Origin of the sequence: Bacillus thuringiensis (assembly GCF_001455345.1) — a bacterium.
GTDB lineage: Bacteria > Bacillota > Bacilli > Bacillales > Bacillaceae_G > Bacillus_A > Bacillus_A thuringiensis_N.
The window spans coordinates 4,579,195-4,602,360 of sequence record NZ_CP013274.1 but is presented as its reverse complement, the minus strand read 5'-3'; the positions used below and the strand labels follow the sequence as shown (position 1 = coordinate 4,602,360).

Below are 23,166 nucleotides of genomic sequence, written 5' to 3'. Positions count from 1 at the left end.
CCTTGAAGTAATTTCTATTTAATATATAAAGTTTAATCGAGATAAAAAAATTTGCAAATATGGGGTGAGAAATGATGGTAGAAAAACGAAATCCGATTCAAGTTGCCGAGGCAGTAGAGAGAGTAATGGAATATGCGAAGAATGGTGAAGTAGAAGAAGTTTCTATTACGGAAAGTTACGGGAGAATTCTTGGAGAGGATGTTGTCTCTGATCATGACGTTCCTCATTTTGATCGTTCTCCTTACGATGGTTTCGCAATTCGAGCAGAAGATACGAAAGAAGCAAATCAAGAGAATTCAGTTGAATTTGAAGTAATAGGAGAGATCGGGGCAGGATCTGTTTTTCTAGATGCAATAGGATCTTTTCAGGCGGTTCGTATTATGACAGGGGCAGCTATTCCAGCGGATTGTAATGCAGTTGTAATGCTAGAGTTGACGGAAGACTTTGAGAAGAACGGAAAAACATATATGAAGCTAAAGCGTCCTTTTCATAGTGGTGACAATGTGTCATTTAAAGGAGAAGATATAAAGCAAAATCAAGTTCTCGTTAAGAAAGGTGCTGTAATCAATCCAGGTGTTGCCGCCTTATTAGCGACGTTTGGATATAGTACTGTGAAAGTTGTAAAACAGCCTGTTGTTGGGATTGTCACGACAGGAAGTGAATTACTAGAAGTACATGAGTCGTTACAGCCGGGGAAAATTAGAAATAGTAACTCTTATATGATTGCTGCTCAAATTATGAAAGCCGGAGGGAAAGTCCGGTATTATGGCCAACTTGCCGACGAGTTAGATGCATGTTTTACAGCTGTTCAATCGGCGATGAATGAGGTTGACATTTTAATTACAACAGGCGGTGTGTCGGTAGGAGATTATGACTACTTGCCAGCTATTTATGAAAGGTTACAGGCGCATGTACTTTTTAATAAAATAGCGATGAGACCAGGAAGTGTTACGACAGTAGCTGAAGTTGATGGAAAGTTACTTTTCGGTTTATCAGGGAATCCATCAGCTTGCTACGTAGGCTTTGAGTTATTTGTGCATCCGGTTATAAAAACATATTTATATGAGAAGGAGCCTCACGTATATAGAGCTGATGCTATTTTACAAAAAGATTTTCCAAAGCCAAATCCGTTTACTCGTTTTGTAAGAGCAAAGGTAATAATCGTGGACGGAGCATTACAAGCGATGCCGGTCGGTTTAGATAAATCGAGTGCTGTATCTTCACTTGCGGATGCAAATGCTTTTATTGTGTTGCCTGGAGGAACGCGAGGATTTGAGGCAGGGATGAAAGTGTCTGTATTATTGCTAGAGCACGCTGAGGGAAGTGATTGGCCATGGGCAAAGCCCCTTCAATCTTACAAATAGTAGGGTATCAAAATAGCGGGAAAACAACACTTGTAGAGAAAGTTGTGCATGCATTAGCTGAACGGAAAATGAAAGTTGCTACCATTAAACATCACGGGCATGGAGGGTTTCCAGAAGTAGCGCAAAAAGATAGTGAAAGGCATAGAAAGGCTGGTGCTGTCGTAAGTAGTGTAGAAGGCGCTGGATTACTTTCATTGTCGTCATTAAGAGAGGAATGGTCCTTGCAAGAAATTATCCGCTTATATGAGTTTTTTGAAGTGGATACAATTTTAATTGAGGGCTATAAAAAAGAGAGCTATCCGAAAGTGGTGTTACTTCGTTCTGCGGAAGACGTTGAACTTTTACATAAAGTAGAGAATGTAGTAGCGGTTATTACGTGGTATGATGCTCCTGCAAACTTACGAGAAAAATATAAAGTATTTCATATAACAGAAGAAGAATTGTACATAGACTGGTTTTTACAAACGGTAAGGAGTGCGAAATGACAAATACGTATTATGAAGTAATTGATACAGAAATTTTGGTTGAAGAGGTAGCGAAGAGAGTAATTCGCCGCGAATGCGGTGCTGTTACAACATTTATTGGAACGGTTAGAGAGTTTACGAAAGGGCGTCGTACATTATACTTAGAATATGTCGCTTATAAAACGATGGCAGAAAAGATGCTAGAGAAAATCGGATCAGAAGTGAAAGAGAAATGGCCAGGTACACACGTTGCGATTACGCATCGCATCGGTACACTGCAAATTTCTGATATCGCGGTTGTTGTTGCTGTTTCAACGCCGCATCGTAAAGCGGCTTATGAAGCAAATGAATATATTATGGAACGCATAAAACAAATTGTTCCGATTTGGAAAAAGGAGTTTTGGGAAGATGGAGACTCTTGGATTGGCGATCAATTAGAAAAAACGCCATATCCGGCGGGAGAGCCTGGGAAGGAGCTATAAGTATGATTCGAGTATTGTTATTTGCAAACTTGCAAGAAGAAGCAGGAAGAAGTGAATTACAAATAGAGAAAGAAAATATTACGGTTGCAGGGTTAAAAGATATTGTTGCAACTGAATATAATGTGCCAGTATTGGCACCAATTATGGTTGCGATTAATGAAGAATATGCAAATGAAGATGATACGATTCAATCTGGTGATGTTGTTGCACTAATCCCACCAGTGAGCGGTGGTTAATATTGGATTCATTAAAACGACTTTCCTATATAGGGAAAGTCGTTTTTTTATGGCAGTTTTGAGAACACTAATGTATAGAACAAGGAGGGCGTTATGAAAAAACTATGTGTAATGCTAACAATGATATGTTTTATCTTTTCCTTGTTGCCAAGTTATTCTTTGGCCAAAGAATCGAATGAACAACTTTTAGAAAGTGCGCTATTAAATCGATATTATTCTGTTATAAGGCAAGCGACAGAAGATCAATATGAATGTGATGCCGTTATAAATATAGAGCGTCTCGGTAAGAAAGATGAGTTCGTTCCTAGATTTGAAGTGACCCTACAATTTCTCACATTTCAAGGTGCACATAACCCGCCCAACGACAAAGTTACACTTACTTTGGAAGACAATTTAGATCACATAAAGATAAAGAAAGTTGAGCGACAAAAAAATGTGTCTAGTACGATTGCAGAACAGGTTTGTGCACGGGCGAAAGAAAAAATGAAAGCACATTCTAATGGGGTAGAAAGGTAACTGAAGATATTTCGTAAAGAAAGGTAATGAGCGATGGACATACTTTTAGCGATTTTACCAGCTATATTTTGGGGAAGTATTGTGCTATTTAACGTGAAACTGGGCGGGGGACCGTATAGTCAAACGCTTGGTACAACACTTGGCGCACTTATTTTCTCGATTGTTGTTTATATTTTTATGAAGCCAGTATTAACTCCTACTGTTATTGGAGTTGGAATTGTGTCAGGTTTATTTTGGGCACTTGGTCAGGCGAATCAATTAAAAAGTATTGATTTAATGGGCGTTTCGAGGACGATGCCCATTTCAACAGGACTTCAATTAGTTGCGACGACTTTATTTGGAGTTATCGTATTTCATGAGTGGTCTACGACAATATCAGTTGTCCTTGGTGTTTTGGCTCTCGTTTGTATTATTATCGGTGTTATTTTAACATCACTTCAAAGTGAAGAAGAAAAGAGCGCAGAGCAAGCGGGGAATTTTAAAAAGGGCATTATCATTTTATTGATTTCAACAGTCGGTTATTTAGTTTATGTAGTAGTGATTAGACTATTTCATGTAGATGGTTGGTCAGCTTTGTTGCCACAAGCAGTTGGTATGGTGTTAGGGGGGATTTTGCTTACTTTTAAACATCATCCATTTAATAAATATGCAATACGAAATATTATTCCAGGGTTAATTTGGGCAGCTGGAAATATGTTTTTATTCATTTCTCAGCCGCGTGTCGGAGTGGCAACAAGTTTTTCTCTATCACAAATGGGAATTATTATTTCAACGCTTGGCGGGATTCTTATATTAGGTGAAAGAAAAACGAAACGCCAATTAACAGGGATTGTTGTTGGTATCGTTTTTATTATTGCAGCCGGAATTATGTTAGGTATTGCGAAAAGTTAAAGGAGGTATTGGAATGTATAGTGATTTAGCAGGGAAGGTTGTTGTTATTACAGGATCAGCAACTGGTCTTGGAAGAGCGATGGGAGTAAGGTTTGCTGCGGAGAAGGCGAAAGTAGTGATTAACTATCGCTCGCGGGAGTCAGAAGCGCATGATGTACTAGAAGAAATTAAACGAGTAGGGGGAGAAGCGATTGCTGTAAAAGGTGATGTCACGAGTGAATCGGATGTTGTGAATCTCATTCAATCTGCTGTAAAAGAGTTTGGTACGCTTGACGTTATGATTAATAATGCAGGGATAGAAAACGCGGTACCATCGCATGAAATGCCGCTTGAAGATTGGAATAAAGTAATCAATACGAATTTAACAGGAGCTTTTTTAGGAAGTCGTGAAGCGATTAAATATTTTGTGGAACACGATATTAAAGGATCTGTCATTAATATGTCTAGTGTTCATGAGAAAATTCCATGGCCATTATTTGTGCACTATGCAGCGAGTAAGGGAGGTATTAAACTTATGACAGAAACGTTAGCGTTGGAATATGCGCCAAAAGGTATTCGAGTAAATAATATTGGGCCAGGTGCAATAAATACGCCAATTAATGCCGAAAAGTTTGCTGATCCTAAAAAACGTGCTGACGTAGAAAGTATGATACCGATGGGCTACATTGGAAAACCAGAAGAAATCGCAGCAGTAGCAACTTGGCTAGCTTCATCAGAGGCGAGTTATGTAACTGGTATTACGCTATTTGCAGATGGTGGAATGACGTTATATCCATCGTTTCAAGCTGGGCGTGGGTAATAAAAAGGACAAAGAGTTTAATCTCTTTGTCCTTTTTTTGGCAAAAAAAAATAGCGGCCAGCTATTTTAAATTTAATGATTAATTGTTTCTTGAAGAAATTCTGTCGCTTGATGTTCAGAAACGTTTTGCACGAGCGCAACTTCGCTAATCATCATTTTACGTGCATTATCTAACATTTGTTTTTCGCTCGCATTTAAAGCTCTTTCTTTATTACGGCGAAGTAAGTCTCGAACAACTTCTGCACTATCTTGCAGATTGCCGTTTTTCATTTTTTCCATATTCATTGTATATCTTTGTTTCCAGGAAAGTGATGTATCTGATTCCCCGTTTTGAAATTCAAGAAGTATATCATCTAACGTACATTTATCTACGATATAACGAATACCTGATTTTTGTAATTGATCCATAGGAAGCATTACTTGCATATCTTTACTAATGATACGTATTACACAATATTGACGGGTAGTCCCTAATATTTCTTTCTCTTCAATGGCTTCGATGACTCCTGCGCCGTTCATTGGATAAACGATTTTATCACCAATTTGAAACAAATCATCCACCTCCATATGTGGTAACCATCTTTAATGATAGCACAAGTGTGTAAAAATGTCAAATTTTATATAATACCATAATATTAATGTTCTAGTCAATAAGTAAAAACTCTTTTTTATTTGTATTTTTTTTGCGCTTACTTATTGATGATTTTTTAGAAAAATAGTACATGTGAAGAAAGAAGGCATATCCACTTATTTTTAAGCATAAAATGTAAAATCGCTAATACAATATACCTAAATCCGTTCTTTGCAAAGGAGGGAGAGAAGGTGGGGCGCACAATAAAAATCGATATTACAAATAAAGTGGTAGCTAAATTTAGAACAGATTATTTGGAATTATATACGAGTAAATTTATGATAGGTAAGTTTTATGTCTATACTGAAGGTAAACAATATGTGTTAGAAGACGGATATATATATGAAAACGGAAAATTTTATCGCATCATAGATACGCACCGTGGCAATAATCAAGCGGCGGAGGGCTGCGATCTAGGATGGTGTTAACATGATTCGTGTAAAAGTGTTTGATGAAAGTCACGAAAAAGACTTAGAAGACGCTGTAAATGTTTTTTTGAAAAAGATTGATGATAGTAACTTTGTAGATATTAAGTATCAAGTCGGTGTTTCCATTAACGATGACGAAAACCAAATTTATTGTTTTTCAGCAATGATCGTTTATAAAGCATAAAAAAGAGCTGGGTGAGCCAGCTCTTTTTTATGTTTTATGTTGGGACAACATGTGTCGGTAATACGCTCATAATAGATTGGGTTGTGCCTAATTTCGTTGTCGTTAAAAGTGGCTCCCCTGTTTCATGATTTTGGGCATCTTTACACATACCAAGGTGATAACGATCACCTAAAAATGGATCAATATAAAAACCGTTTTTGAATACTTTATCATTCGGATGTTTTTCATGGTGAATGTCAGAGCAGTTAATGCAATAGAACATAGCCTTTCATCTCCTTTTTATTTTTGTTTGAAAAAGTGAGTCGGTAGTCATTTCGCTCCTGAGGAAATGTTGAGGAGAAGAGAAATAACTACCTACTCAAATGGTGGGCATATTCCTTCTGATTTTTTATATCTTGCGTAGTGTCCCTGAGGGAAGGAGGAGAGACGAAATACGCATGATATACGTAAGGCGCTTCTTTCAAGATGAATGATGGAGTTTCATGTTGAGAGAATTTTTTATTTTTTGTTGCCTTTGTGAGTATATTATGAAGAAATGCTCAGAGGGTGTTTGTCCTGTTGAAAAAATGTTGAGAATTTCTCAACAGTAAAAGAATTAGCGTTGACATGAAACTAAAAGGTGTTATATTATCTAAATACAACCAAAAGGTGTTATATTTGAGTGCCGAATAAAGGAGAATGAAAATGGAACAACATACATTAAATGATATTAAACAAACGATCGTTTTTAACGCGTCTATTCAAAAAGTATGGAATGTAGTATCAACTGCAGAAGGGATTTCATCATGGTTTATGCCAAATGATTTTAAATTAGAGGTGGGACATGAATTTCATGTGCAATCACCGTTTGGACCATCACCATGTAAAGTGTTAGAAATTGATGAACCAAACCACCTATCTTTCTCATGGGATACAGATGGCTGGGTCGTTTCATTTAATTTGAAAGACTTAGGAGATAACAAAACAGAATTTACGTTAATTCACGGCGGCTGGAAACATCCTGATGAAATTCTTCCGAAAGCGAATGCGAAGAGCTCTATTATTCGTGATAGAATGAGCGGAGGCTGGGTAGCGATTGTAAATGAAAAACTGAAAAAGGTTGTCGAAGGCTAAATGTCATCATCAGCAGCGAAATATGATGTATTTCAAGCAATTGCTGATCCAACCCGCCGAGAAGTAATACGGTTATTAAGTGATAAAGAGTTACCGATTTCCAAAATAACGGATCATTTTCCGATGAGTCGTACTGCGGTTGTAAAGCACCTTCATATTCTTTCAGAAGCGAATTTAGTAAGCGGAAGAAAAAGCGGAAGAGAGAAGATATATCGCTTGCATCCAGAACCATTAGAGGAATTACAACAGTGGCTATCGTATTATGAACGTTTTTGGGATAATAAATTATCCATGCTGAAACATATTGTGGAGAATGAATAATAAAAGAGGATGACCAAAATGGTCATCCTCTTTATTATTGCTCACTTGTTTGTGTAGCTGGCTTTAATAAAAGCCAAGCGATAATTAATGTACATACTGCTAATACGAAAGTGCTCATATAAATGACGTGTACGCTTGATGCTAATGCGGATTGCGATTCGGTTACTACGTTTGCTGTAGTTCCGCCGTGTCCGCCAGATACAAGATCAAGGTTTTTAATACCACGTGCGTGAATCATCGTATTGAAAATTGTACCGAATATTGCAGCACCTAACGTTTGACTAAATGTATTAATAAATGTGTTTAAACCAACGGCTGTTCCGCGTGTATGAGCTGGTACGGCGGCTTGAATTGTTACCATGTAAATCGGTGTCACAAGCCCCATTCCTAAGCCGAATAATCCGACTGCTACATAAATAAGGAACGATGGTGAATTTGTTGATAGTGTAAATAATAAGAACGTAGCGACTGATAAAATGCTAGCTCCAAGTAAAATGATTTGTTTCGTTTTTAATTTGCCTACTAAGTTACCAGAGAAAATAGCGCCAAATGTCCACATAACCGGGATTGGCATTAAAATAAGTCCGGCTTCTGTCGCATTTTTTCCTAATACACCTTGGCTCCAAATTGGAAGGTACATTGTAATACTAATAATCATTGCGCCAGCAATAAGCGTTAATATGTTTATCGTAGATAATGTACGGTTAGAGAAAAGGGATAGCGGAATTAATGGTTCCGGAGATTTTTTCTCGATGAATAAGAAAATAATGAATGAAACGACGGCGAAGATTAATAGGCCGATAATTGTTATGTCTCCCCAGTTTTGCTTGCTGCTACCTGTTAATAATGCATATAGTAGAGCGATTGTACTCAGTGAGAAGACTGTTGCACCAAGATAGTCGATATGGTGTTTAGCGGGCTTAATAGATTCTTTGTAGTAAATGACAATCATTAAGCAAGCGATAATTCCGAATGGAACGTTTAAGAAGAAAATATAACGCCATGAAAGAGAATCCACTAAAAATCCGCCTACTAACGGTCCGATAACACCAGATACACCCCAAACGGCACTCATCCAGCCTTGTGCTTTCGCGCGGTCTTTCGCTTCGCTATATAGGTCTCCAATAATCGTCATTGTGATTGGCATAACAGCACCAGCACCGATACCTTGAAGAGCGCGGAAGAAAATTAATTGTTCCATCGATGTAACGACTCCGCAAAGTGCAGAACCGACTAAAAAGATTGTAGCCCCGATTAGTAAAACTTTTTTACGACCGAATAAATCAGCGAGCTTTCCGTATATTGGAGTCGAAACAGCTGTTGCAAGCATATAAATTGCATATACCCAACTAACAAGTTCGACGCCTGACAAATCACTCGTTATACGAGGGATTGCTGTACTAACAATCGTTCCTTCTACCGCAGAAAGAAACGTCATTAGCATTAAAGACATCATGACTTTTTTTCTCATATGTTTTCCCCTTACCCTTTTTCAAATATTCAACAATATAAAATATAAAGGTACTAAGGTATATAAAGCAATAAAAAAGCACTAGGAATTTAAGGAGAATGAGCATTTGTCGGTGAGTCAATATATGTTGTTGTGGAATCGCTGATATACCTATAAAAAAAGAAACAGGAATCCCTGTTTCTTTTTTTTAATACTGCATTTTCGCGTTTTCTCCGGCTGTTGTTCCGGCAATTCTTCCAGTAACGAGAGCAGATGTAATATTATAGCCACCAGTATAACCGTGAATATCAAGAACTTCCCCGCAGAAGTATAGGCCATTCGTAAATTTAGAAGACATTTCTTTCGGGTTAATTTCTTTAACGGATACACCGCCACCAGTAACGAATGCTTTTTCAATTGACTGCGTACCATTTACATTCACAGTAAATTCTTTAAAGTCTTTCACAAGTGCACGAATCTTTTCGTGGGAAACTTGTCCAGCTTGTTCGCTACCGTCAATTTCATTTTTTTCTAATAAGAATAGGAAGTAACGCTCAGGAACATAACCTTTTAACACGTTTTTAATTCCCTTTTTCGGATCTTCCTTCATTTGTTTCAGCATGCGCTGGAATAGTTGTTCGCTATTTTCTTCTGGCAATGCATCGATGCTCATTTGCACTGTATTCGTTTTGAACTTTTTCAGTGCTTTCACAACGAATTGACTACAGCGAAGGGCAGCAGGACCAGATAACCCGAAATGAGTGAAGAGCATGTCCATTTTGTGAGAAATGATAGCTTTTCCTTTTGGGTTTAATACACTTAAGTTTACGTCTCGTAAAGCGAGTCCTTGCAATGAACGGTCTCGAATAAATGGTTCGTTTGAAAGGATTGGTACTTCTGTTGGGAATAATTCTGTAATCGTATGACCACCTTTTTCAGCCCAAGCATATCCGTCTCCAGTAGAACCAGTTTGAGGAACTGATTTTCCGCCAACAGCGATAACGACGTGATTTGTTTCTAACACTTCACCAGTCTTTAGTACAACTGCTTTCGTTTGACCGTTCTCATATTCAATTGTTTCAACAGGTGTATTCGTACGGATTTTTACACCTAAGTCTTTTAATCGTGTTAAAAGTGCGTCTACTACCGATTGCGCTTTATTTGAAACAGGGAACATGCGGCCATGATCCTCTTCTTTCAGTTTTACACCGAGATTTTCGAAGAATGTAATAATATCTTCATTATTAAAAATAGAAAAAGCGCTGTATAAGAAGCGGCCATTTCCTGGTATATGTTTAACGATCTCATCAAGTGGTAGACGGTTCGTTACGTTGCAGCGACCGCCACCAGAAATCGCAAGTTTACGCCCTAGTTTATTTCCTTTATCAAGAAGTAAGACGCTTGCGCCTTCTTCTGCAGCACCGATTGCAGCCATTAGCCCAGAAGGCCCGCCGCCGATGACAATAACATCATAATGCATAATATATCGACCTCATTTTCTACATTTCCTGCCTAAAAGAATAGCATGTTTTCCCTTAAAAGAAAAATAGAGTGAAGTACTGCTTAAGGAGAGAATTGTGGTACAATACAAAAGTTAGAGTTCAGCACTATCCTGCTATTTGTGGGCCATAAGACTAAAACCTTAAGAGTTAGGGGAAGTCTAATAGCTCTCGAATGCTCGAATAGTTCAATTAATTATAGTTTCACTTTACCCCGCATTAACGGGCAGTAAGACTCCCGCCTTAAAGTTCAGCGGGAGATTAACTGCCCGTAAATGCCCGGTTGGTTCAACTAATAATCAGTGGGGAAGAACGCCCCACTGATTAAAGTTTCACTTTATGTAGATGTAGGAGGATTTTTGTATGTCCGATTCGAAATTTCTGCGCGGAACGCTCATCGTTACGCTAGGGACATTTTTAGTGAAGTTCTTAGGCATGATTTACGTCTTTCCGTTTCATGCATTAGTAGGGACAGAAGGCGGAACGCTCTATACATATGGATACATTCCATATACGATCTTTTTAAGTATTGCAACGGCAGGGGTGCCGCTTGCTGTTTCAAAATTCGTTTCCAAATATAATGCGCTTGGTGATTATAAAACGAGCCGGAGAATGTTCCGCTCGGGAATGGTTATGATGATAGTAACAGGAGTCCTTTCATTCCTAGTACTGTACATGACGGCGCCGTTTTTTGCAGAAGCAATGCTTGGTAAACAAAGTGTACACAGTAATATAGGAGAAGTTACGACGATTATTCGTCTTGTAAGTTTTGCGCTTATTGTTGTACCGGCAGCGAGTTTAATTCGTGGTTATTTCCAAGGTCACCAATCGATGGGACCGACTACTGTTTCGCAAATTATTGAACAAATTATTCGTATCGTCTTTTTATTAGCCGGTAGTTTTATCGTTATTAAAGTACTTGGCGGTACAGTTGCAACAGCAGTTGGAGTAGCGACATTTGCTGCGTTCGTTTCAGCGGTTGGAGCACTCGGCGTACTCATTTGGTACTGGTTAAAACGTAAAAAACATTTGGATCAATATTTAATTGAACAAACTGCACCAGAATCGACAGTGAGCACTGTTCAATTGTTTAAAGAATTGTTTGCGTACGCGATTCCTTACGTTGTAATTGGATTAACAATTCCTTTATATCAACAAATTGATACATTAACATTTAACTCAATTATGCAGGCGATTGGTCAAGGAGATATTGCAGAGCGAGCGCTTGGTATTTTCACAATGTGGACGCATAAATTAATTATGATTCCTGTATCACTTGCGACTGCGTTTAGTTTAACGCTTGTACCAGCGATTACAAAATCATTTACTGAAAAGCAATATCGTTATTTAAAATTACAAATTACACAAACATTCCAGGCAAATATGTTCTTAACATTGCCAGCAGTTGTCGGTATTTCAACACTTGCATATCCGATTTATACAGCGTTCTATGACTCAGATCCATTAGGTGGACAAGTATTAATGTGGTATGCACCAGTTGCGTTGTTATTCGCTTTATTTACAGTAACAGCGGCAATTCTGCAAGGTATTAACCAGCAAAAGCATGCGATTATTGCGCTTATAATGGGTGTTATTTTGAAATTTGTATGTAACGTAATCTTTATTCGTTATTTTGGTACAGTCGGAGCGATTTTAGCTACTGCAGTTGGCTTCTTAGCTTCCGTATGGTATACGAATCGACAAATCAAAAAACATGCACACTATTCATTCGGTGTTGTATATAAGAGAACTTTCCAAATTGCAGTATTAACACTTGTAATGGTCGTTGCTGTAAAACTATCACAGTGGATTCTATCCTTCATGATTTCGCCTGATGGCCGAATGGGTGCTCTTATTACAGTTGTGGTTTGTGCGGGTATTGGTGGTCTTGTTTACGGATTGTTAGCAATTCGCACAGGAGTACTTGAAAGAGTATTTGGCGGAGAAGCGTTAGAAAAAATTCAACGTAAACTTGGCAATAGATTCAAAATAAAGTTGAAATCAAAAGGGGCGTAATTACGTCCCCTTTTCTATGATAAATAAAGAAGGTGAAAAACGTGAGATTAGATAAATTATTAGCGAATATGGGATATGGAAGTAGAAAAGAAGTAAAGAAATTATTGAAAGACGGCGTTGTGAAAATTGATGGAACGCCAGTGAAAGATGCAAAGGTTCATGTAAATGTAGAAGAACAAGAGGTTATGATTCACGGTGAAGTTGTGGAATATAAAGAGTTTGTTTACTTAATGATGCATAAACCACAGGGCGTTATTTCAGCGACAGAAGATGATAATCATGAAACGGTAATAGATCTATTAGAGTTAGAAGATGCAATCTTTGATCCGTTCCCAGTTGGACGACTTGATATTGATACGGAAGGTTTCTTATTGATAACAAATGACGGGAAGTTATCGCATCAATTGTTATCTCCGAAAAAGCATGTGCCGAAAAAATATTATGCACACGTTGCAGGAGTAGTAACAGAAGAGGATGTAAAAGAGTTTGCTAAAGGTGTTATTTTAGATGATGGCTATGAAACAAAGCCCGGGGCACTTACTATATTAAAAAGCGATGATGTTTCTGAAATCGAGCTTGTTATTACAGAAGGAAAGTTCCATCAAGTGAAGCGTATGTTTGAAGCGGTAGGGAAAAAAGTAGTCTATCTAAAGAGAACAGAGATGGGACCGTTAGTATTAGATGAAGAGCTAGAACTTGGAGAATACCGAGAGCTATCAGATGAAGAAGTAGAAATGTTAAAAACATACCAAGTAGATACTGAGAAATAGTGCTGTTTTAGGCGCAGAAAAGACCCCTTTCTAATGAGTTAGAAAGGGGTATGTATTTATTTACATACAATTATTTTTCGTTATGAGGTCATTCTCACTTTCTTTCCTGTTGTTGTCCACTTACCGCGGCAAGGGCTATACACGAGTTCATTAAACTGCAACACATTTAGATCACGTTGTATCGTTCGCGGTGTGATCCCGAACTCATCTACAAGGTCTTTCGTCGTTACCGTTCCGTTTTCATTGATGTACATATAAATTGATTTAATGCGTGTTAGCATACGAGTAGTTGTAGGTTTCAAGAGAAAACCACTCCTCTACTAGTTTTTTTGACCCCATTCAGGAAAGAAGGTCGTTACTACCATTGTACTCTACATGATAAAATTCATGCTTTAATCTACTTAAATTTTACAAAAGTTTAACAAATATTCATATAGAAAAATATTGGTAGTTGACATTTTATATATGGTCAGTCAACTAACACATAAAATTCTACGTAAAACGCCAAATTCCTGCAAATTTTTTTGAAAAAATAAAAGAAAAACTAATGAGAAATATCTGAAATATTACAATTGTTCGGTATTTGGTTTTCATATATGGCATAAGAGATTTCGGTTTGTTATGATGAAAGAAACGATATAGTGAAGGATGGATGCGTGATGTCAGCGATTAATTGGACAGAAGAAGTTGCAAAACGAAAAGATGATTTAATTCGTGATACACAACAATTTTTACAAATTAAAAGTGTATGGGAAGAAGAATCGGCGAAAGAAGGCGCACCATTCGGTGAAGGTGTAGAAAAAGCTTTATCTTTCATGTTACATAAAGGAGAAACTGAAGGTTTTGCTTCTAAAAATTTAGAAGGGTATGCAGGTCATCTTGAAATGGGACAAGGAGAAGAGTTAGTAGGTATTCTTTGTCACGTTGACGTTGTACCAGAGGGAGATGGCTGGACAACTCCTGCATATAGTGCAGATATTCGCGACGGAAAGATTTTTGCACGTGGTGCAATTGACGATAAAGGCCCAACAATGGCAGCCTATTATGCGATGAAAATTGTGAAAGAATTAGGCTTACCTCTTTCAAAACGTGTTCGTATGATTTTAGGAACAGATGAGGAAAGCAATTGGAAATGTGTAGATCATTACTTTAAAAACGAAGAAATGCCAACAATCGGTTTTGCGCCAGACGCGGACTTTCCAATTATTAATGCGGAAAAAGGAATTTCTGATATACAAGTTGTGCAAAATGGTAGTGAAGAGAAGAAAGGTACATATGAACTTGTTTCATTTGAATCAGGTCGCCGTTTAAATATGGTTCCTGATTTTGCAGAAGCGATTATTACAGGAGAAGATGTAAATGCACTTACAGTAGCATATGAAGAGTATTTACAAACTGCTAAAAAAATAGGTGAAGCAATTGTAGAAGGTAATACGGTAACATTGCAAATTAAAGGGATTTCAGCTCACGGATCTACTCCGGAGAAGGGTGAGAATGCAGGTTTATTACTGGCAAACTTCTTAACGAAAGTTGCTCTTGATGGAAAAGGTGCTTCGTTTGCATCGTTTGTAACAGAAACATTTACAGGAGATATTTTAGGAGAGAAAGCTGGTATTTCTTATAAAGACGATATTAGCGGTCCGTTAACAGTGAATGTCGGTCGCCTTTCTTATACGAAAGAGAACGGTGGTAATTTAGGATTAAATGTACGTTACCCGGTTACGACTAACTTTGAAGAAATGATTACGAATTTAAAAGAATATGTTGGTACTCATGGATTTGAAGTGGCGGATTATTCAAACTCTCGCCCGCATCACGTCGATAAAGATCACGTGTTAATTCGTACGCTGCAACGTGTATACGAAGAACAAACAGGCGAGAAAGCGGAACTATTAGCAATCGGCGGTGGTACTTACGCTCGTTCCTTAAAAGCTGGTGTTGCATTTGGCCCATTGTTCCCTGGAAAGGAAGAACTTGCGCATCAAAAAGATGAGTATATTGAAATTGAAGACTTATTAAAAGCAACAGCAATTTACGCGCAAGCAATTCATGAATTAGCGAAATAATGGATATATAAATAATGACCGCTCTCTATTTTGGAGGGCGGCTTCTTTTTACCTGAATGAGATAAGAAAGAAAAGCAACAATAGAAAGAAGGAGAAGATGTACATGGAGCCGCATTATTTTGTCGCGATTACGTTACCAAATCATATAAAAGAAGTGCTGTCTAACTATAGAGAGGAAATGCAGGAGGAATTACCATTTCGTTCGTGGGTACATAAAGAAGACTACCATATTACCCTTTCATTTTTAGGTAGTGCGACAGAGGAACAGTTAGAAGGAATAAAGAATGGATTACAAACACTTACAGAAACAAAGGAACTATCGTTCACGTTACAAGGATTTTCAACGTTCGGTATGGAAGATAGGCCGCGTATTTTTTGGGCAAAGGTAAGCGAGAATCAAAATTTGTTTCTATTACAAAAGCAAGTGCACGCTATTTGTGAAGGGAATGGATTTTCTTTAGAAACGCGCCCATATCATCCGCATATTACTGTTGCTCGTAAATGGATAGGAGAAGAAAAGTATGATTTAGAACATATAAAGGAAATGCCTGAAATATCATTTCAAGCAGATACGATTACTTTATACGAATCTCACGTGAAAGAAGCGCCGAAGTATAAAGCGATTGCTGAAATAAAATTACAAAAATAGAATGTATGAAAACGTTTTTTATACAGGTGAATATACTATAGAGAATAATGTGTTACTGTATAGGGCTTCGCTGGTAAGAAAAGCCTTATCATTTGCAGCTCGTTTCATTTTAACTTTAAGAATGATGGTGATTTTTTTATGTTGAAAGTAAAACGTCCATTTGATGCCTATTTAGATGAAATGCATAAAATTACAATTTTGCTCCCACATGCGTATGGAACAAGTCGGACATTTCGTTTACAAGAAGGAAGTAACGTGAAAGATTTACCGATTGCTCATACGATTGCGCTTCCGGATGCAACGAAGTATGAGTGCTTTATAGAAGAGCCGCTAGATGTGGGGAAGTATTATACAGTACGAGATGAACGGAATGAAGAAACAGATTTACAAATAGGTGCTGTCATAAGAACAGCGATTTTTGATGAAAAGTATTATTACGAAGGTACAGATTTAGGGGCCGTGTATCAAAAAGAAGCAACTACATTTAAAGTATGGGCTCCAACTGCGAGGCTTGCGAAAGTAAGGATTTATAAAAGTGATAAAGAATATACCGATTATGAAATGTACAGAGGGGAAAATGGGGTATGGGCTTATACGTTACAAGGCGATTTAGCTGGAGCAAAGTATACATTTCTTGTTTGTATTAATTTAATATGGAATGAAGCAGTGGACCCTTACGCAAAATCAGTGACTGTAAATGGGAAGTACGGTGTTGTTATCGATTTGGAAAAAACAAATGTAACAAAAAGAGAGCAATTACCACCATTACAAGCAATGACAGATGTCATATTGTATGAACTGCATATTCGTGATGCTACTATTCATCAGGGCAGTGGAGTGAGTAAAAAAGGAACATATAAAGGGCTAATGGAAGAAGGAACAACAGGGCGAAATGGGACATTAACAGGTTTGTCTCATATAAAAGATTTGGGTGTTACACATGTTGAACTATTGCCTTTATATTGTTTCGGTGGTGTAGATGAGGCGAATCCTTCCTCTGCATATAATTGGGGTTACAATCCATTATATTACAATGCGCCTACGGGATTTTATGCTACAAACCCTACTGACCCGTATAACAGGATAATAGAGTGTAAACAGTTGATTGAAACATTTCATGAGCACGGCATTAGGGTGATTATAGATGTTGTATATAATCATGTGTATGAAAGAGAGTTATCATCATTTGAAAAGCTTGTCCCAGGATATTATTTTCGTCATGGTGAAAATGGTATGCCTTCTAATGGGACGGGAGTCGGAAATGATATAGCATCTGAACGGAAAATGATGAGGAAATTCATTGTAGAGTCTATTTTATACTGGCTTACGGAATACAATGTTGATGGATTCCGGTTCGATTTAATGGGGATTTTAGATGTTGATACAATAAATATAATAGAAAAAGAAGTGCGAAACATAAAGAAAGATGCATTGTTATTAGGAGAAGGATGGGATTTACAAACACCACTTCCTCTAGAGGAAAAAGCGACATTAAATAATGCAAAAAAAATGCCGTATATTGCGCAATTTAATGATCAATTTCGTGATGGGATAAAAGGGAGTACCTTTCATATAAATAAACGTGGTTTTGCATTTGGTGGGCATGTAGACTGTCATCATTTGCAGTATATAGCATCAGGAAGCCTTTTGAGTATGAAAGAAACAGGTTTGTTTCTAGAGCCTGTGCAAAGCATTAACTATGTAGAATGTCATGACAATATGACGATGTGGGATAAATTAATGCGCAGTAATGAAGAGTCAGAAGAGATTTTGAAAAAACGTCACCTGCTAGCAACTGCAATGGTGATTCTGTCGCAAGGTATCCCTTTCTTACATGCTGGGCAAGAGTTTTATCGTACGAAGCAAGGAAATGAAAATAGTTATAATGCAAATGATGAAATTAATCAATTAGATTGGGATCGAAAAGAGAAAGAGATAGAGACCGTTAACTATATAAAAGGTTTAATTGCGATTCGTAAAGAGCACGGAGCATTCCGATTTCAAAGCGCAGACCTTATAAAAAAGTACATGACTTTTTTGCAAACATCTCCAGAAGTACTTGCATACCATTTGCAGCATGCAGAATCATTTGGACCGTGGAAAGAGATTGTCGTTTTATTTAATAGCGGTTTAGAAGCTAAAACGGTGCAACTTCCGAAAGAAGAAACATGGCATGTGTTAGTAAACGAAAAGCAAGCGAAAATAGAGCCAATTTCTTCATTTAGAGGAAAGGAACTTAGGCTCGCTCCAATTAGCACGTATATATTGACGATAATGTGACAAATCGCTACTTGACGATGAGAATGTAATAAATGTAGAATTGACAAAGGTGACGATTTTGATAAGTTGTCATTCTAGGACTGGTTTTGTAAAATAATAGAGAGTTTTTGGCTTATGCCAAATTTTCTTTTCATTTACAGTAAAATATATATGAATCCACAACATGTGTAGAAATGTTGCGGTTTTTCTTTTCATAACTATAAAAGATAAGGATTTGTTAACGGGTAATGAATATGGAATGGTTGGAACAATTATTAGGAAAAGAGTGGAGTCTTGTACCGGCTGGTGGAGTAACGGGCGATGCATATATTGCGCAAAACGGACAACAGAAGTTATTTTTAAAGCGGAATACATCGCCCTTTTTAGCGGTATTGTCAGCAGAAGGAATTGTTCCAAAATTACTTTGGACAAGAAGGGTAACAAACGGTGATGTAATTTCTGCTCAAAAATGGCTTCCGGGACAGAAGCTAGAGCCAGAGGATATGAAACTAGAACGTGTTGCAAAACTTTTGAAGAAAATACACTCCTCTAAAGCACTTGTACAGATGATTCAAAGACTTGGGAAGCAGCCGCTTCACGCACAAGAGTTATTACAACAACTGCAACTCGTTTTAAGAGGAGATATAAGGGATGATGAAACAATTCAGCGAGGGCTTCAATATTTAATGGGTTCATTAAAAGATATTGAATACAATGAATTCGTTGTATGCCATTGTGATGTAAATCATAACAACTGGCTATTGTCGGATGAAGATGAATTGTTTCTAATTGATTGGGATGGAGCTGTAATTGCTGACCCAGCTCTAGACCTTGGTATGTTATTATATTGGTACATTCCGCGCCATGAATGGAGTGAGTGGCTCGGTTATTATGATATTGAAATGGATGAATCGCTGCTTAGACGTATGAGATGGTATGTAATAGCACAAACGATTTTGTCTATTCAATGGCATACAACAAAAAAGCAGCAAGCAGAAGCTGAATATTGGCATCAATATTTACAGCAACTACTTGCTTCAGAGTAATATTTAAGAAAAATTGTCCATTCCAGCAATCCACTGAGTAAGTTGTTCTTGATTATTGGAAATGTGGTTGTCCAAATTAGAGGAAGATTTACCCGATTGACTATAAGAATATACATCGTTTAGCATTGCTTTAGCATCACTACTTATATTATCGTTTGCGAGTAACGATTGAATGAGGCGTTCTAATTGTTCGCATTCAGAAACTGTCCCGCAGCAATCACTTTGGTGATTGACTAAAATATCTTTCAGCACTTCTAATTGATGTTGTTGACTAATTGGCATGAACGGATCATCCTTTCGATTGTTTTTCTCTTCTCGGAATGTAAGAGAAAAAGCTGCTTCGTCATGGAATGTTTAATGCTGTATGTAGTTTTTATCAAAATGGTACATCTTATACTTGAAAGAAACGGACCGAGTGCTCGTACGTACTTGGTTTTTTGTTTGGTAGATTGATTAAAACAGAAAGAAGGAATTATTCCTTTAAAATAGCTATGTAAAGAGAGGGAAACATCTATGCGTTTAAGACATAAACCATATGCAATGGATCGAATTAATGAGTATTCACATATCGTAATCGGAAACCCAGAGGAGCGCGCTGGTAATTGGAAAGAAGTATTTGGAAATGAGCAACCCATTCACATTGAAGTAGGTACAGGTCGTGGCCGCTTTATGTATGATATGGCGAAAGCGAATCCACATATTAATTATATTGGAATTGAAAAATTCACAAGTGTTGTTGTAGATGCACTTGATAAATTAATTGAAGAAGAAGTACCGAATTTAAAGTTAATTAATAAAGATGCTGAAGATTTAACAGTTTTCTTTGCAAAAGGTGAGATTGATCGCGTTTATTTAAACTTCTCAGATCCATGGCCAAAGAAACGTCATACGAAGCGTCGTTTAACGTATAAAACGTTTTTACGCAATTATGAAGAAGTGTTAGTAGAAGGCGGAGAAATTCATTTCAAAACAGATAACCAAGGTTTATTTGAATATTCTATTATGAGTATGGCTGAGTATGGTATGTTACTAACTTACTTAAGCTTAGATCTTCATAACAGCGACTTTGAAGGTAACATCATGACTGAGTACGAAGAGAAATTCTCTAGTAAAGGTCATCGTATTTACCGAGTGGAAGCAAAATATCGTACAGAGCCTATGCAGTAATGCATAGGTTTTTTGTATCTAAAATAATCAGAATTTTATGTTAGTATTGAAAGAAAAGGGGGATGAAAAAATGGAACAGTTACAAATTGGTGATATAAAAGTGACATGGCTAAAGGGCGGGAATACACATTTAGATGGAGGAGCAATGTTTGGCGTTGTACCGAAAGTACTTTGGTCACGTAAATATAAACATAATGATACAAATCATATTTATTTACGAACAGATCCGTTACTTTTGCAAACGAAAGACGGTAATATGCTCATTGATTCCGGAATAGGAAACGGTAAATTGAATGAGAAGATGAAACGAAATCAAGGTGTAACGGAAGAATCATCGGTTTATGAATCATTAGACAAATTAGGATTAAAGCCTGAAGATATTCGATACGTTTTAATGACACATCTTCATTTTGATCATGCATCTGGCTTAACGAAATGGAAAGAGGGGCAACTTGTACCGACGTTTCCGAATGCGAAAGTTTATGTAAGTGAAACAGAGTGGAATGAAATGAGGAACCCAAATATTAGATCTCGTAATACGTATTGGAAGGAAAATTGGGAGCCGATTGTAGAGCAAGTTGTTACATTTCAGCAAGAAATAGAAATTACGGATGAAATAAAAATGGCGCATACAGGCGGTCATAGTGATGGACATGCAGTCATCGCTTTAGAAAGCAAAGGGGAAACGATGCTGCATTTAGCAGACCTCTTGCCGACGCACGCACATCAAAATGTATTATGGGTAATGGCTTATGATGATTATCCGATGACATCGATTGAAAATAAGCAAAAGTGGATGAAGTATGGTGCAGAAAAAGAGGCATGGTTTACGTTTTACCATGACGCGTATTATCGTGCAGTAAAGTGGAATGAGGAAGGGCATATCGTAGAAAAGATAGAGAGAAAAACGAGTATAGAAGCATAAAAATAGGAGGTTGTTCCAGAATATTTGCTGGAGCGACCTCTTTTTAGTGTCGGCTTTTGTTGGTAAGTCGATATATTTTGGAAATCGCTGATATAAGTTGAGTTGCGCCGATATAATTGAGGAATCGCTGATATAAATCGAGTTGCGCCGATATATTTAAAAAATCGCTGATATAATTTCGATCACTATCCGCAATTTTTCAAAAAATAAGAGGTTCACCTAATGGGAACCCTCCTTTTTATGCTGCTATAACCTCTAAAACAGTACCTGTTTTAGCATCAACTAAAAATTCAAATCGTTCTTGTATATCATCTAACATCGTTGTAAGACCGCCACGATAAACTTCGTATGCGACATCATATTTTTCAAATGTCTCTGGAACCATATGTACCCAAGAGCCAGTAATTTCACCTTTATGACTTAATGCTTGTTTCACCATTTTCAATGCTTTTTCTGAAGAAATATGGGATTGTTCTTGTACTTTGTTTGCAACGAAATAACCAGCTGCGAACCCAACGCCAAGACCTGCTACTAAACCTTTCCAGCTCATATATTCACCTCAATTCTATAAAATAAAAATAGTGTACCGATAATAATTATAAAGCAAATACAGCTAAAAAAGAAGAAACTAGAAACATTTCGAAAATTTCGTTACAATAAAAGAGGTATTCTACTAAGGTTTGAAAGAAGGGGACTTCGTGAATAAAGAGACATTACAATTATTTCGTACGTTAACAGAATTACAAGGTGCATCAGGTTTCGAACATGATGTACGCCGTTTTATGAAGCAAGAATTAAGCAAATATGCTGATGAAATTGTACAAGACGGTTTAGGTAGCGTATTTGGTCTGAAAAAAGGGGACGAAACTGGCCCACGTGTTCTTGTAGCAGGTCATATGGATGAAGTAGGTTTCATGATTACGCAAATTACGAAAAACGGAATGCTTCGTTTTCAACCGTTAGGCGGCTGGTGGAGCCAAGTTCTATTAGCGCAGCGCGTGCAAGTGATGACGAAGAATGGTCCTGTTATTGGGGTTGTTGGTTCTATCCCTCCTCATTTATTAAGTGACGCGCAACGTGCAAAACCGATGGATATAAAAAACATGTTAATTGATATAGGTGCAGATAGCTATGAAGATGCGATTGAAATTGGTGTAAAACCAGGACAACAAATTGTGCCAATCTGCCCGTTCACGCCGATGGCAAACGAAAAGAAAATTATGGCGAAAGCTTGGGACAACCGTTACGGATGTGGCCTTGCAATCGAATTACTAAAAGAATTAAAAGACGAAACATTACCAAACACATTATACTCTGGTGCGACTGTACAAGAAGAAGTTGGTCTTCGCGGTGCACAAACTGCTGCAAATATGATTCAACCAGATATTTTCTATGCGCTTGATGCAAGTCCAGCAAACGATGCATCTGGTGATAAAACGCAGTTCGGTCAATTAGGAAAAGGTGCTCTTCTTCGTATTTACGATCGTACGATGGTAACACATAGAGGAATGCGTGAATTCATTTTAGATACAGCAGAAACACACAACATTCCGTACCAATACTTTATTTCACAAGGCGGTACAGATGCGGGACGTGTACATACAAGTAACTCAGGTATCCCATCAGCAGTAATTGGTGTTTGCGCACGCTACATTCATACACATGCTTCTATTTTACATGTTGATGATTATGCAGCAGCAAAAGAACTAATTACGAAGCTTGTAAGAGCAACGGATAAAACGACGTTAGAGACAATTAAGAATAACGCGTAGAGAAGAAGGGCGAAAAACCCTTCTTTTTTTAGGTTGAATAGATGAACCGGTATATGTGGTAGTGCTTGTTACTTAATTCGTGCCGAAGCGGATGTTAGAACAAAATGATAAATTTTTA

The 23,166-nt window shown here is 37.5% G+C and carries 27 protein-coding genes; 20 read left to right on the top strand and 7 right to left on the bottom strand.

What is annotated here, in order from left to right; genetic code table 11:
- Positions 1-74 precede the first annotated feature (74 nt).
- The 7 genes from moeA to ATN06_RS24055 all read left to right on the top strand — a co-directional run bounded on the left by moeA (position 75) and on the right by ATN06_RS24055 (position 4,752).
- A complete protein-coding gene (gene moeA / locus ATN06_RS24085) occupies positions 75-1,364 on the top strand; it encodes a molybdopterin molybdotransferase MoeA (protein WP_060632603.1) in 1,290 nt (429 codons plus the stop codon).
- On the top strand, positions 1,334-1,849 hold the full coding sequence (gene mobB / locus ATN06_RS24080) for a molybdopterin-guanine dinucleotide biosynthesis protein B (protein WP_060632602.1): 516 nt from the start codon (positions 1,334-1,336) through the stop codon (positions 1,847-1,849). Before moeA ends, mobB begins: the two co-directional genes overlap by 31 nt.
- Positions 1,846-2,310: a molybdopterin synthase catalytic subunit MoaE gene (gene moaE, locus ATN06_RS24075; protein WP_000185927.1), complete on the top strand. Its 465-nt coding sequence runs from the start codon at positions 1,846-1,848 to the stop codon at positions 2,308-2,310. The genes mobB and moaE overlap by 4 nt, the downstream gene beginning before the upstream one ends.
- Before the next feature lie 2 nt (positions 2,311-2,312).
- Entirely contained in the window at positions 2,313-2,546 is a 234-nt protein-coding gene (gene moaD / locus ATN06_RS24070) for a molybdopterin converting factor subunit 1 (protein ID WP_060632601.1), read from the top strand.
- A 93-nt stretch (positions 2,547-2,639) separates the two neighbouring features.
- On the top strand, positions 2,640-3,062 hold the full coding sequence (locus ATN06_RS24065; protein ID WP_060632600.1) for a DUF3888 domain-containing protein: 423 nt from the start codon (positions 2,640-2,642) through the stop codon (positions 3,060-3,062).
- A gap of 33 nt (positions 3,063-3,095) precedes the next feature.
- A complete protein-coding gene (gene glcU / locus ATN06_RS24060; protein ID WP_060632599.1) occupies positions 3,096-3,953 on the top strand; it encodes a glucose uptake protein GlcU in 858 nt (285 codons plus the stop codon).
- 13 nt (positions 3,954-3,966) lie between these two features.
- Positions 3,967-4,752: a glucose 1-dehydrogenase gene (locus tag ATN06_RS24055; protein WP_060632598.1), complete on the top strand. Its 786-nt coding sequence runs from the start codon at positions 3,967-3,969 to the stop codon at positions 4,750-4,752.
- Positions 4,753-4,824: 72 nt separating this feature from the next.
- Here the strand turns inward: ATN06_RS24055 and ATN06_RS24050 are convergent, their stop codons facing one another.
- Complete coding sequence (locus ATN06_RS24050; RefSeq protein WP_060632597.1) at positions 4,825-5,319, bottom strand: CarD family transcriptional regulator; 495 nt, start codon at positions 5,317-5,319, stop codon at positions 4,825-4,827.
- A 255-nt stretch (positions 5,320-5,574) separates the two neighbouring features.
- Between ATN06_RS24050 and ATN06_RS24045 the strand changes: the two genes are divergently transcribed.
- The gene (locus ATN06_RS24045) at positions 5,575-5,811 is read left to right on the top strand and encodes a DUF2553 family protein (protein WP_060632596.1); all 237 of its coding nucleotides are present in this window, start codon (positions 5,575-5,577) and stop codon (positions 5,809-5,811) included.
- A gap of 1 nt (position 5,812) precedes the next feature.
- The gene (locus ATN06_RS24040; protein ID WP_000621751.1) at positions 5,813-5,995 is read left to right on the top strand and encodes a sporulation protein Cse60; all 183 of its coding nucleotides are present in this window, start codon (positions 5,813-5,815) and stop codon (positions 5,993-5,995) included.
- Between the two features lie 34 nt (positions 5,996-6,029).
- Here the strand turns inward: ATN06_RS24040 and ATN06_RS24035 are convergent, their stop codons facing one another.
- Complete coding sequence (locus ATN06_RS24035; protein WP_046956155.1) at positions 6,030-6,257, bottom strand: DUF3973 domain-containing protein; 228 nt, start codon at positions 6,255-6,257, stop codon at positions 6,030-6,032.
- A gap of 416 nt (positions 6,258-6,673) precedes the next feature.
- Here ATN06_RS24035 and ATN06_RS24030 point away from each other — a divergent pair, with 416 nt between their 5' ends.
- Together ATN06_RS24030 and ATN06_RS24025 are read left to right on the top strand one after the other, a co-directional pair.
- Positions 6,674-7,108 carry an SRPBCC family protein gene (locus tag ATN06_RS24030; protein WP_060632595.1) on the top strand — a complete coding sequence of 145 codons (435 nt, stop codon included), beginning with the start codon at positions 6,674-6,676 and terminating at the stop codon, positions 7,106-7,108.
- Positions 7,109-7,429, top strand: a complete 321-nt coding sequence (locus ATN06_RS24025; RefSeq protein WP_060632594.1) for an ArsR/SmtB family transcription factor — start codon at positions 7,109-7,111, stop codon at positions 7,427-7,429.
- A 34-nt stretch (positions 7,430-7,463) separates the two neighbouring features.
- Here the strand turns inward: ATN06_RS24025 and ATN06_RS24020 are convergent, their stop codons facing one another.
- The gene (locus ATN06_RS24020; RefSeq protein ID WP_060632593.1) at positions 7,464-8,900 is read right to left on the bottom strand and encodes an MDR family MFS transporter; all 1,437 of its coding nucleotides are present in this window, start codon (positions 8,898-8,900) and stop codon (positions 7,464-7,466) included.
- Between the two features lie 187 nt (positions 8,901-9,087).
- Positions 9,088-10,359 (bottom strand): BaiN/RdsA family NAD(P)/FAD-dependent oxidoreductase, encoded by a 1,272-nt coding sequence (locus tag ATN06_RS24015; RefSeq protein WP_060632592.1) that lies wholly within the window; start codon positions 10,357-10,359, stop codon positions 9,088-9,090.
- A 382-nt stretch (positions 10,360-10,741) separates the two neighbouring features.
- On the opposite strand from ATN06_RS24015, the gene ATN06_RS24010 reads away from it, so the two are divergent.
- Both ATN06_RS24010 and ATN06_RS24005 read left to right on the top strand, forming a co-directional pair.
- On the top strand, positions 10,742-12,394 hold the full coding sequence (locus ATN06_RS24010; protein ID WP_060632591.1) for a putative polysaccharide biosynthesis protein: 1,653 nt from the start codon (positions 10,742-10,744) through the stop codon (positions 12,392-12,394).
- Between the two features lie 41 nt (positions 12,395-12,435).
- On the top strand, positions 12,436-13,164 hold the full coding sequence (locus ATN06_RS24005) for a pseudouridine synthase (RefSeq protein ID WP_060632590.1): 729 nt from the start codon (positions 12,436-12,438) through the stop codon (positions 13,162-13,164).
- An 80-nt stretch (positions 13,165-13,244) separates the two neighbouring features.
- On the opposite strand, the gene ATN06_RS24000 is transcribed toward ATN06_RS24005, so the two are convergent.
- The gene (locus ATN06_RS24000; RefSeq protein ID WP_000805512.1) at positions 13,245-13,466 is read right to left on the bottom strand and encodes a DeoR family transcriptional regulator; all 222 of its coding nucleotides are present in this window, start codon (positions 13,464-13,466) and stop codon (positions 13,245-13,247) included.
- A 357-nt stretch (positions 13,467-13,823) separates the two neighbouring features.
- Here ATN06_RS24000 and pepV point away from each other — a divergent pair, with 357 nt between their 5' ends.
- The 4 genes from pepV (at position 13,824) to ATN06_RS23975 (ending at position 19,184) form a co-directional block, all read left to right on the top strand.
- Positions 13,824-15,230 carry a dipeptidase PepV gene (gene pepV / locus ATN06_RS23995; RefSeq protein WP_060632589.1) on the top strand — a complete coding sequence of 469 codons (1,407 nt, stop codon included), beginning with the start codon at positions 13,824-13,826 and terminating at the stop codon, positions 15,228-15,230.
- Between the two features lie 103 nt (positions 15,231-15,333).
- On the top strand, positions 15,334-15,879 hold the full coding sequence (gene thpR, locus ATN06_RS23990) for an RNA 2',3'-cyclic phosphodiesterase (protein ID WP_060632588.1): 546 nt from the start codon (positions 15,334-15,336) through the stop codon (positions 15,877-15,879).
- A gap of 138 nt (positions 15,880-16,017) precedes the next feature.
- Complete coding sequence (gene pulA / locus ATN06_RS23980; RefSeq protein WP_060632587.1) at positions 16,018-18,159, top strand: type I pullulanase; 2,142 nt, start codon at positions 16,018-16,020, stop codon at positions 18,157-18,159.
- 227 nt (positions 18,160-18,386) lie between these two features.
- Positions 18,387-19,184 (top strand): phosphotransferase family protein, encoded by a 798-nt coding sequence (locus ATN06_RS23975; RefSeq protein ID WP_060632586.1) that lies wholly within the window; start codon positions 18,387-18,389, stop codon positions 19,182-19,184.
- Between the two features lie 3 nt (positions 19,185-19,187).
- On the opposite strand, the gene ATN06_RS23970 is transcribed toward ATN06_RS23975, so the two are convergent.
- Positions 19,188-19,466, bottom strand: coding sequence for a YtzH-like family protein (locus ATN06_RS23970; RefSeq protein WP_060632585.1), 279 nt, complete (start codon positions 19,464-19,466; stop codon positions 19,188-19,190).
- Positions 19,467-19,697: 231 nt separating this feature from the next.
- Between ATN06_RS23970 and trmB the strand changes: the two genes are divergently transcribed.
- The gene (gene trmB, locus ATN06_RS23965; protein ID WP_060632584.1) at positions 19,698-20,351 is read left to right on the top strand and encodes a tRNA (guanosine(46)-N7)-methyltransferase TrmB; all 654 of its coding nucleotides are present in this window, start codon (positions 19,698-19,700) and stop codon (positions 20,349-20,351) included.
- 70 nt (positions 20,352-20,421) lie between these two features.
- Positions 20,422-21,276 (top strand): YtnP family quorum-quenching lactonase, encoded by an 855-nt coding sequence (locus ATN06_RS23960; RefSeq protein WP_060632583.1) that lies wholly within the window; start codon positions 20,422-20,424, stop codon positions 21,274-21,276.
- Between the two features lie 238 nt (positions 21,277-21,514).
- Here ATN06_RS23960 and ATN06_RS23955 read toward each other — a convergent pair whose 3' ends face one another.
- Positions 21,515-21,826 carry a PepSY domain-containing protein gene (locus tag ATN06_RS23955; protein WP_000118537.1) on the bottom strand — a complete coding sequence of 104 codons (312 nt, stop codon included), beginning with the start codon at positions 21,824-21,826 and terminating at the stop codon, positions 21,515-21,517.
- A 148-nt stretch (positions 21,827-21,974) separates the two neighbouring features.
- Between ATN06_RS23955 and ATN06_RS23950 the strand changes: the two genes are divergently transcribed.
- Positions 21,975-23,048: a M42 family metallopeptidase gene (locus ATN06_RS23950; RefSeq protein WP_002170155.1), complete on the top strand. Its 1,074-nt coding sequence runs from the start codon at positions 21,975-21,977 to the stop codon at positions 23,046-23,048.
- Positions 23,049-23,166 lie beyond the last annotated feature (118 nt).

Excerpts from the sequence above, each read along its gene's own strand:
- thpR (WP_060632588.1), top strand. The coding sequence starts at position 15,334 with ATGGAGCCGCATTATTTTGTCGCGATTACGTTACCAAATCATATAAAA.
- mobB (WP_060632602.1), top strand. The coding sequence starts at position 1,334 with ATGGGCAAAGCCCCTTCAATCTTACAAATAGTAGGGTATCAAAATAGC.
- ATN06_RS23970 (WP_060632585.1), bottom strand. The coding sequence starts at position 19,466 with ATGCCAATTAGTCAACAACATCAATTAGAAGTGCTGAAAGATATTTTA.
- glcU (WP_060632599.1), top strand. The coding sequence starts at position 3,096 with ATGGACATACTTTTAGCGATTTTACCAGCTATATTTTGGGGAAGTATT.
- trmB (WP_060632584.1), top strand. The coding sequence starts at position 19,698 with ATGCGTTTAAGACATAAACCATATGCAATGGATCGAATTAATGAGTAT.
- ATN06_RS24030 (WP_060632595.1), top strand. The coding sequence starts at position 6,674 with ATGAAAATGGAACAACATACATTAAATGATATTAAACAAACGATCGTT.
- ATN06_RS24050 (WP_060632597.1), bottom strand. The coding sequence starts at position 5,319 with ATGGAGGTGGATGATTTGTTTCAAATTGGTGATAAAATCGTTTATCCA.
- ATN06_RS23960 (WP_060632583.1), top strand. The coding sequence starts at position 20,422 with ATGGAACAGTTACAAATTGGTGATATAAAAGTGACATGGCTAAAGGGC.
- pepV (WP_060632589.1), top strand. The coding sequence starts at position 13,824 with ATGTCAGCGATTAATTGGACAGAAGAAGTTGCAAAACGAAAAGATGAT.
- ATN06_RS24055 (WP_060632598.1), top strand. The coding sequence starts at position 3,967 with ATGTATAGTGATTTAGCAGGGAAGGTTGTTGTTATTACAGGATCAGCA.
- moeA (WP_060632603.1), top strand. The coding sequence starts at position 75 with ATGGTAGAAAAACGAAATCCGATTCAAGTTGCCGAGGCAGTAGAGAGA.
- moaE (WP_000185927.1), top strand. The coding sequence starts at position 1,846 with ATGACAAATACGTATTATGAAGTAATTGATACAGAAATTTTGGTTGAA.
- pulA (WP_060632587.1), top strand. The coding sequence starts at position 16,018 with ATGTTGAAAGTAAAACGTCCATTTGATGCCTATTTAGATGAAATGCAT.
- ATN06_RS24010 (WP_060632591.1), top strand. The coding sequence starts at position 10,742 with ATGTCCGATTCGAAATTTCTGCGCGGAACGCTCATCGTTACGCTAGGG.
- ATN06_RS23955 (WP_000118537.1), bottom strand. The coding sequence starts at position 21,826 with ATGAGCTGGAAAGGTTTAGTAGCAGGTCTTGGCGTTGGGTTCGCAGCT.
- ATN06_RS23975 (WP_060632586.1), top strand. The coding sequence starts at position 18,387 with ATGAATATGGAATGGTTGGAACAATTATTAGGAAAAGAGTGGAGTCTT.
- ATN06_RS24025 (WP_060632594.1), top strand. The coding sequence starts at position 7,109 with ATGTCATCATCAGCAGCGAAATATGATGTATTTCAAGCAATTGCTGAT.
- ATN06_RS24035 (WP_046956155.1), bottom strand. The coding sequence starts at position 6,257 with ATGTTCTATTGCATTAACTGCTCTGACATTCACCATGAAAAACATCCG.
- ATN06_RS24015 (WP_060632592.1), bottom strand. The coding sequence starts at position 10,359 with ATGCATTATGATGTTATTGTCATCGGCGGCGGGCCTTCTGGGCTAATG.
- ATN06_RS24040 (WP_000621751.1), top strand. The coding sequence starts at position 5,813 with ATGATTCGTGTAAAAGTGTTTGATGAAAGTCACGAAAAAGACTTAGAA.
- ATN06_RS24065 (WP_060632600.1), top strand. The coding sequence starts at position 2,640 with ATGAAAAAACTATGTGTAATGCTAACAATGATATGTTTTATCTTTTCC.
- moaD (WP_060632601.1), top strand. The coding sequence starts at position 2,313 with ATGATTCGAGTATTGTTATTTGCAAACTTGCAAGAAGAAGCAGGAAGA.
- ATN06_RS24020 (WP_060632593.1), bottom strand. The coding sequence starts at position 8,900 with ATGAGAAAAAAAGTCATGATGTCTTTAATGCTAATGACGTTTCTTTCT.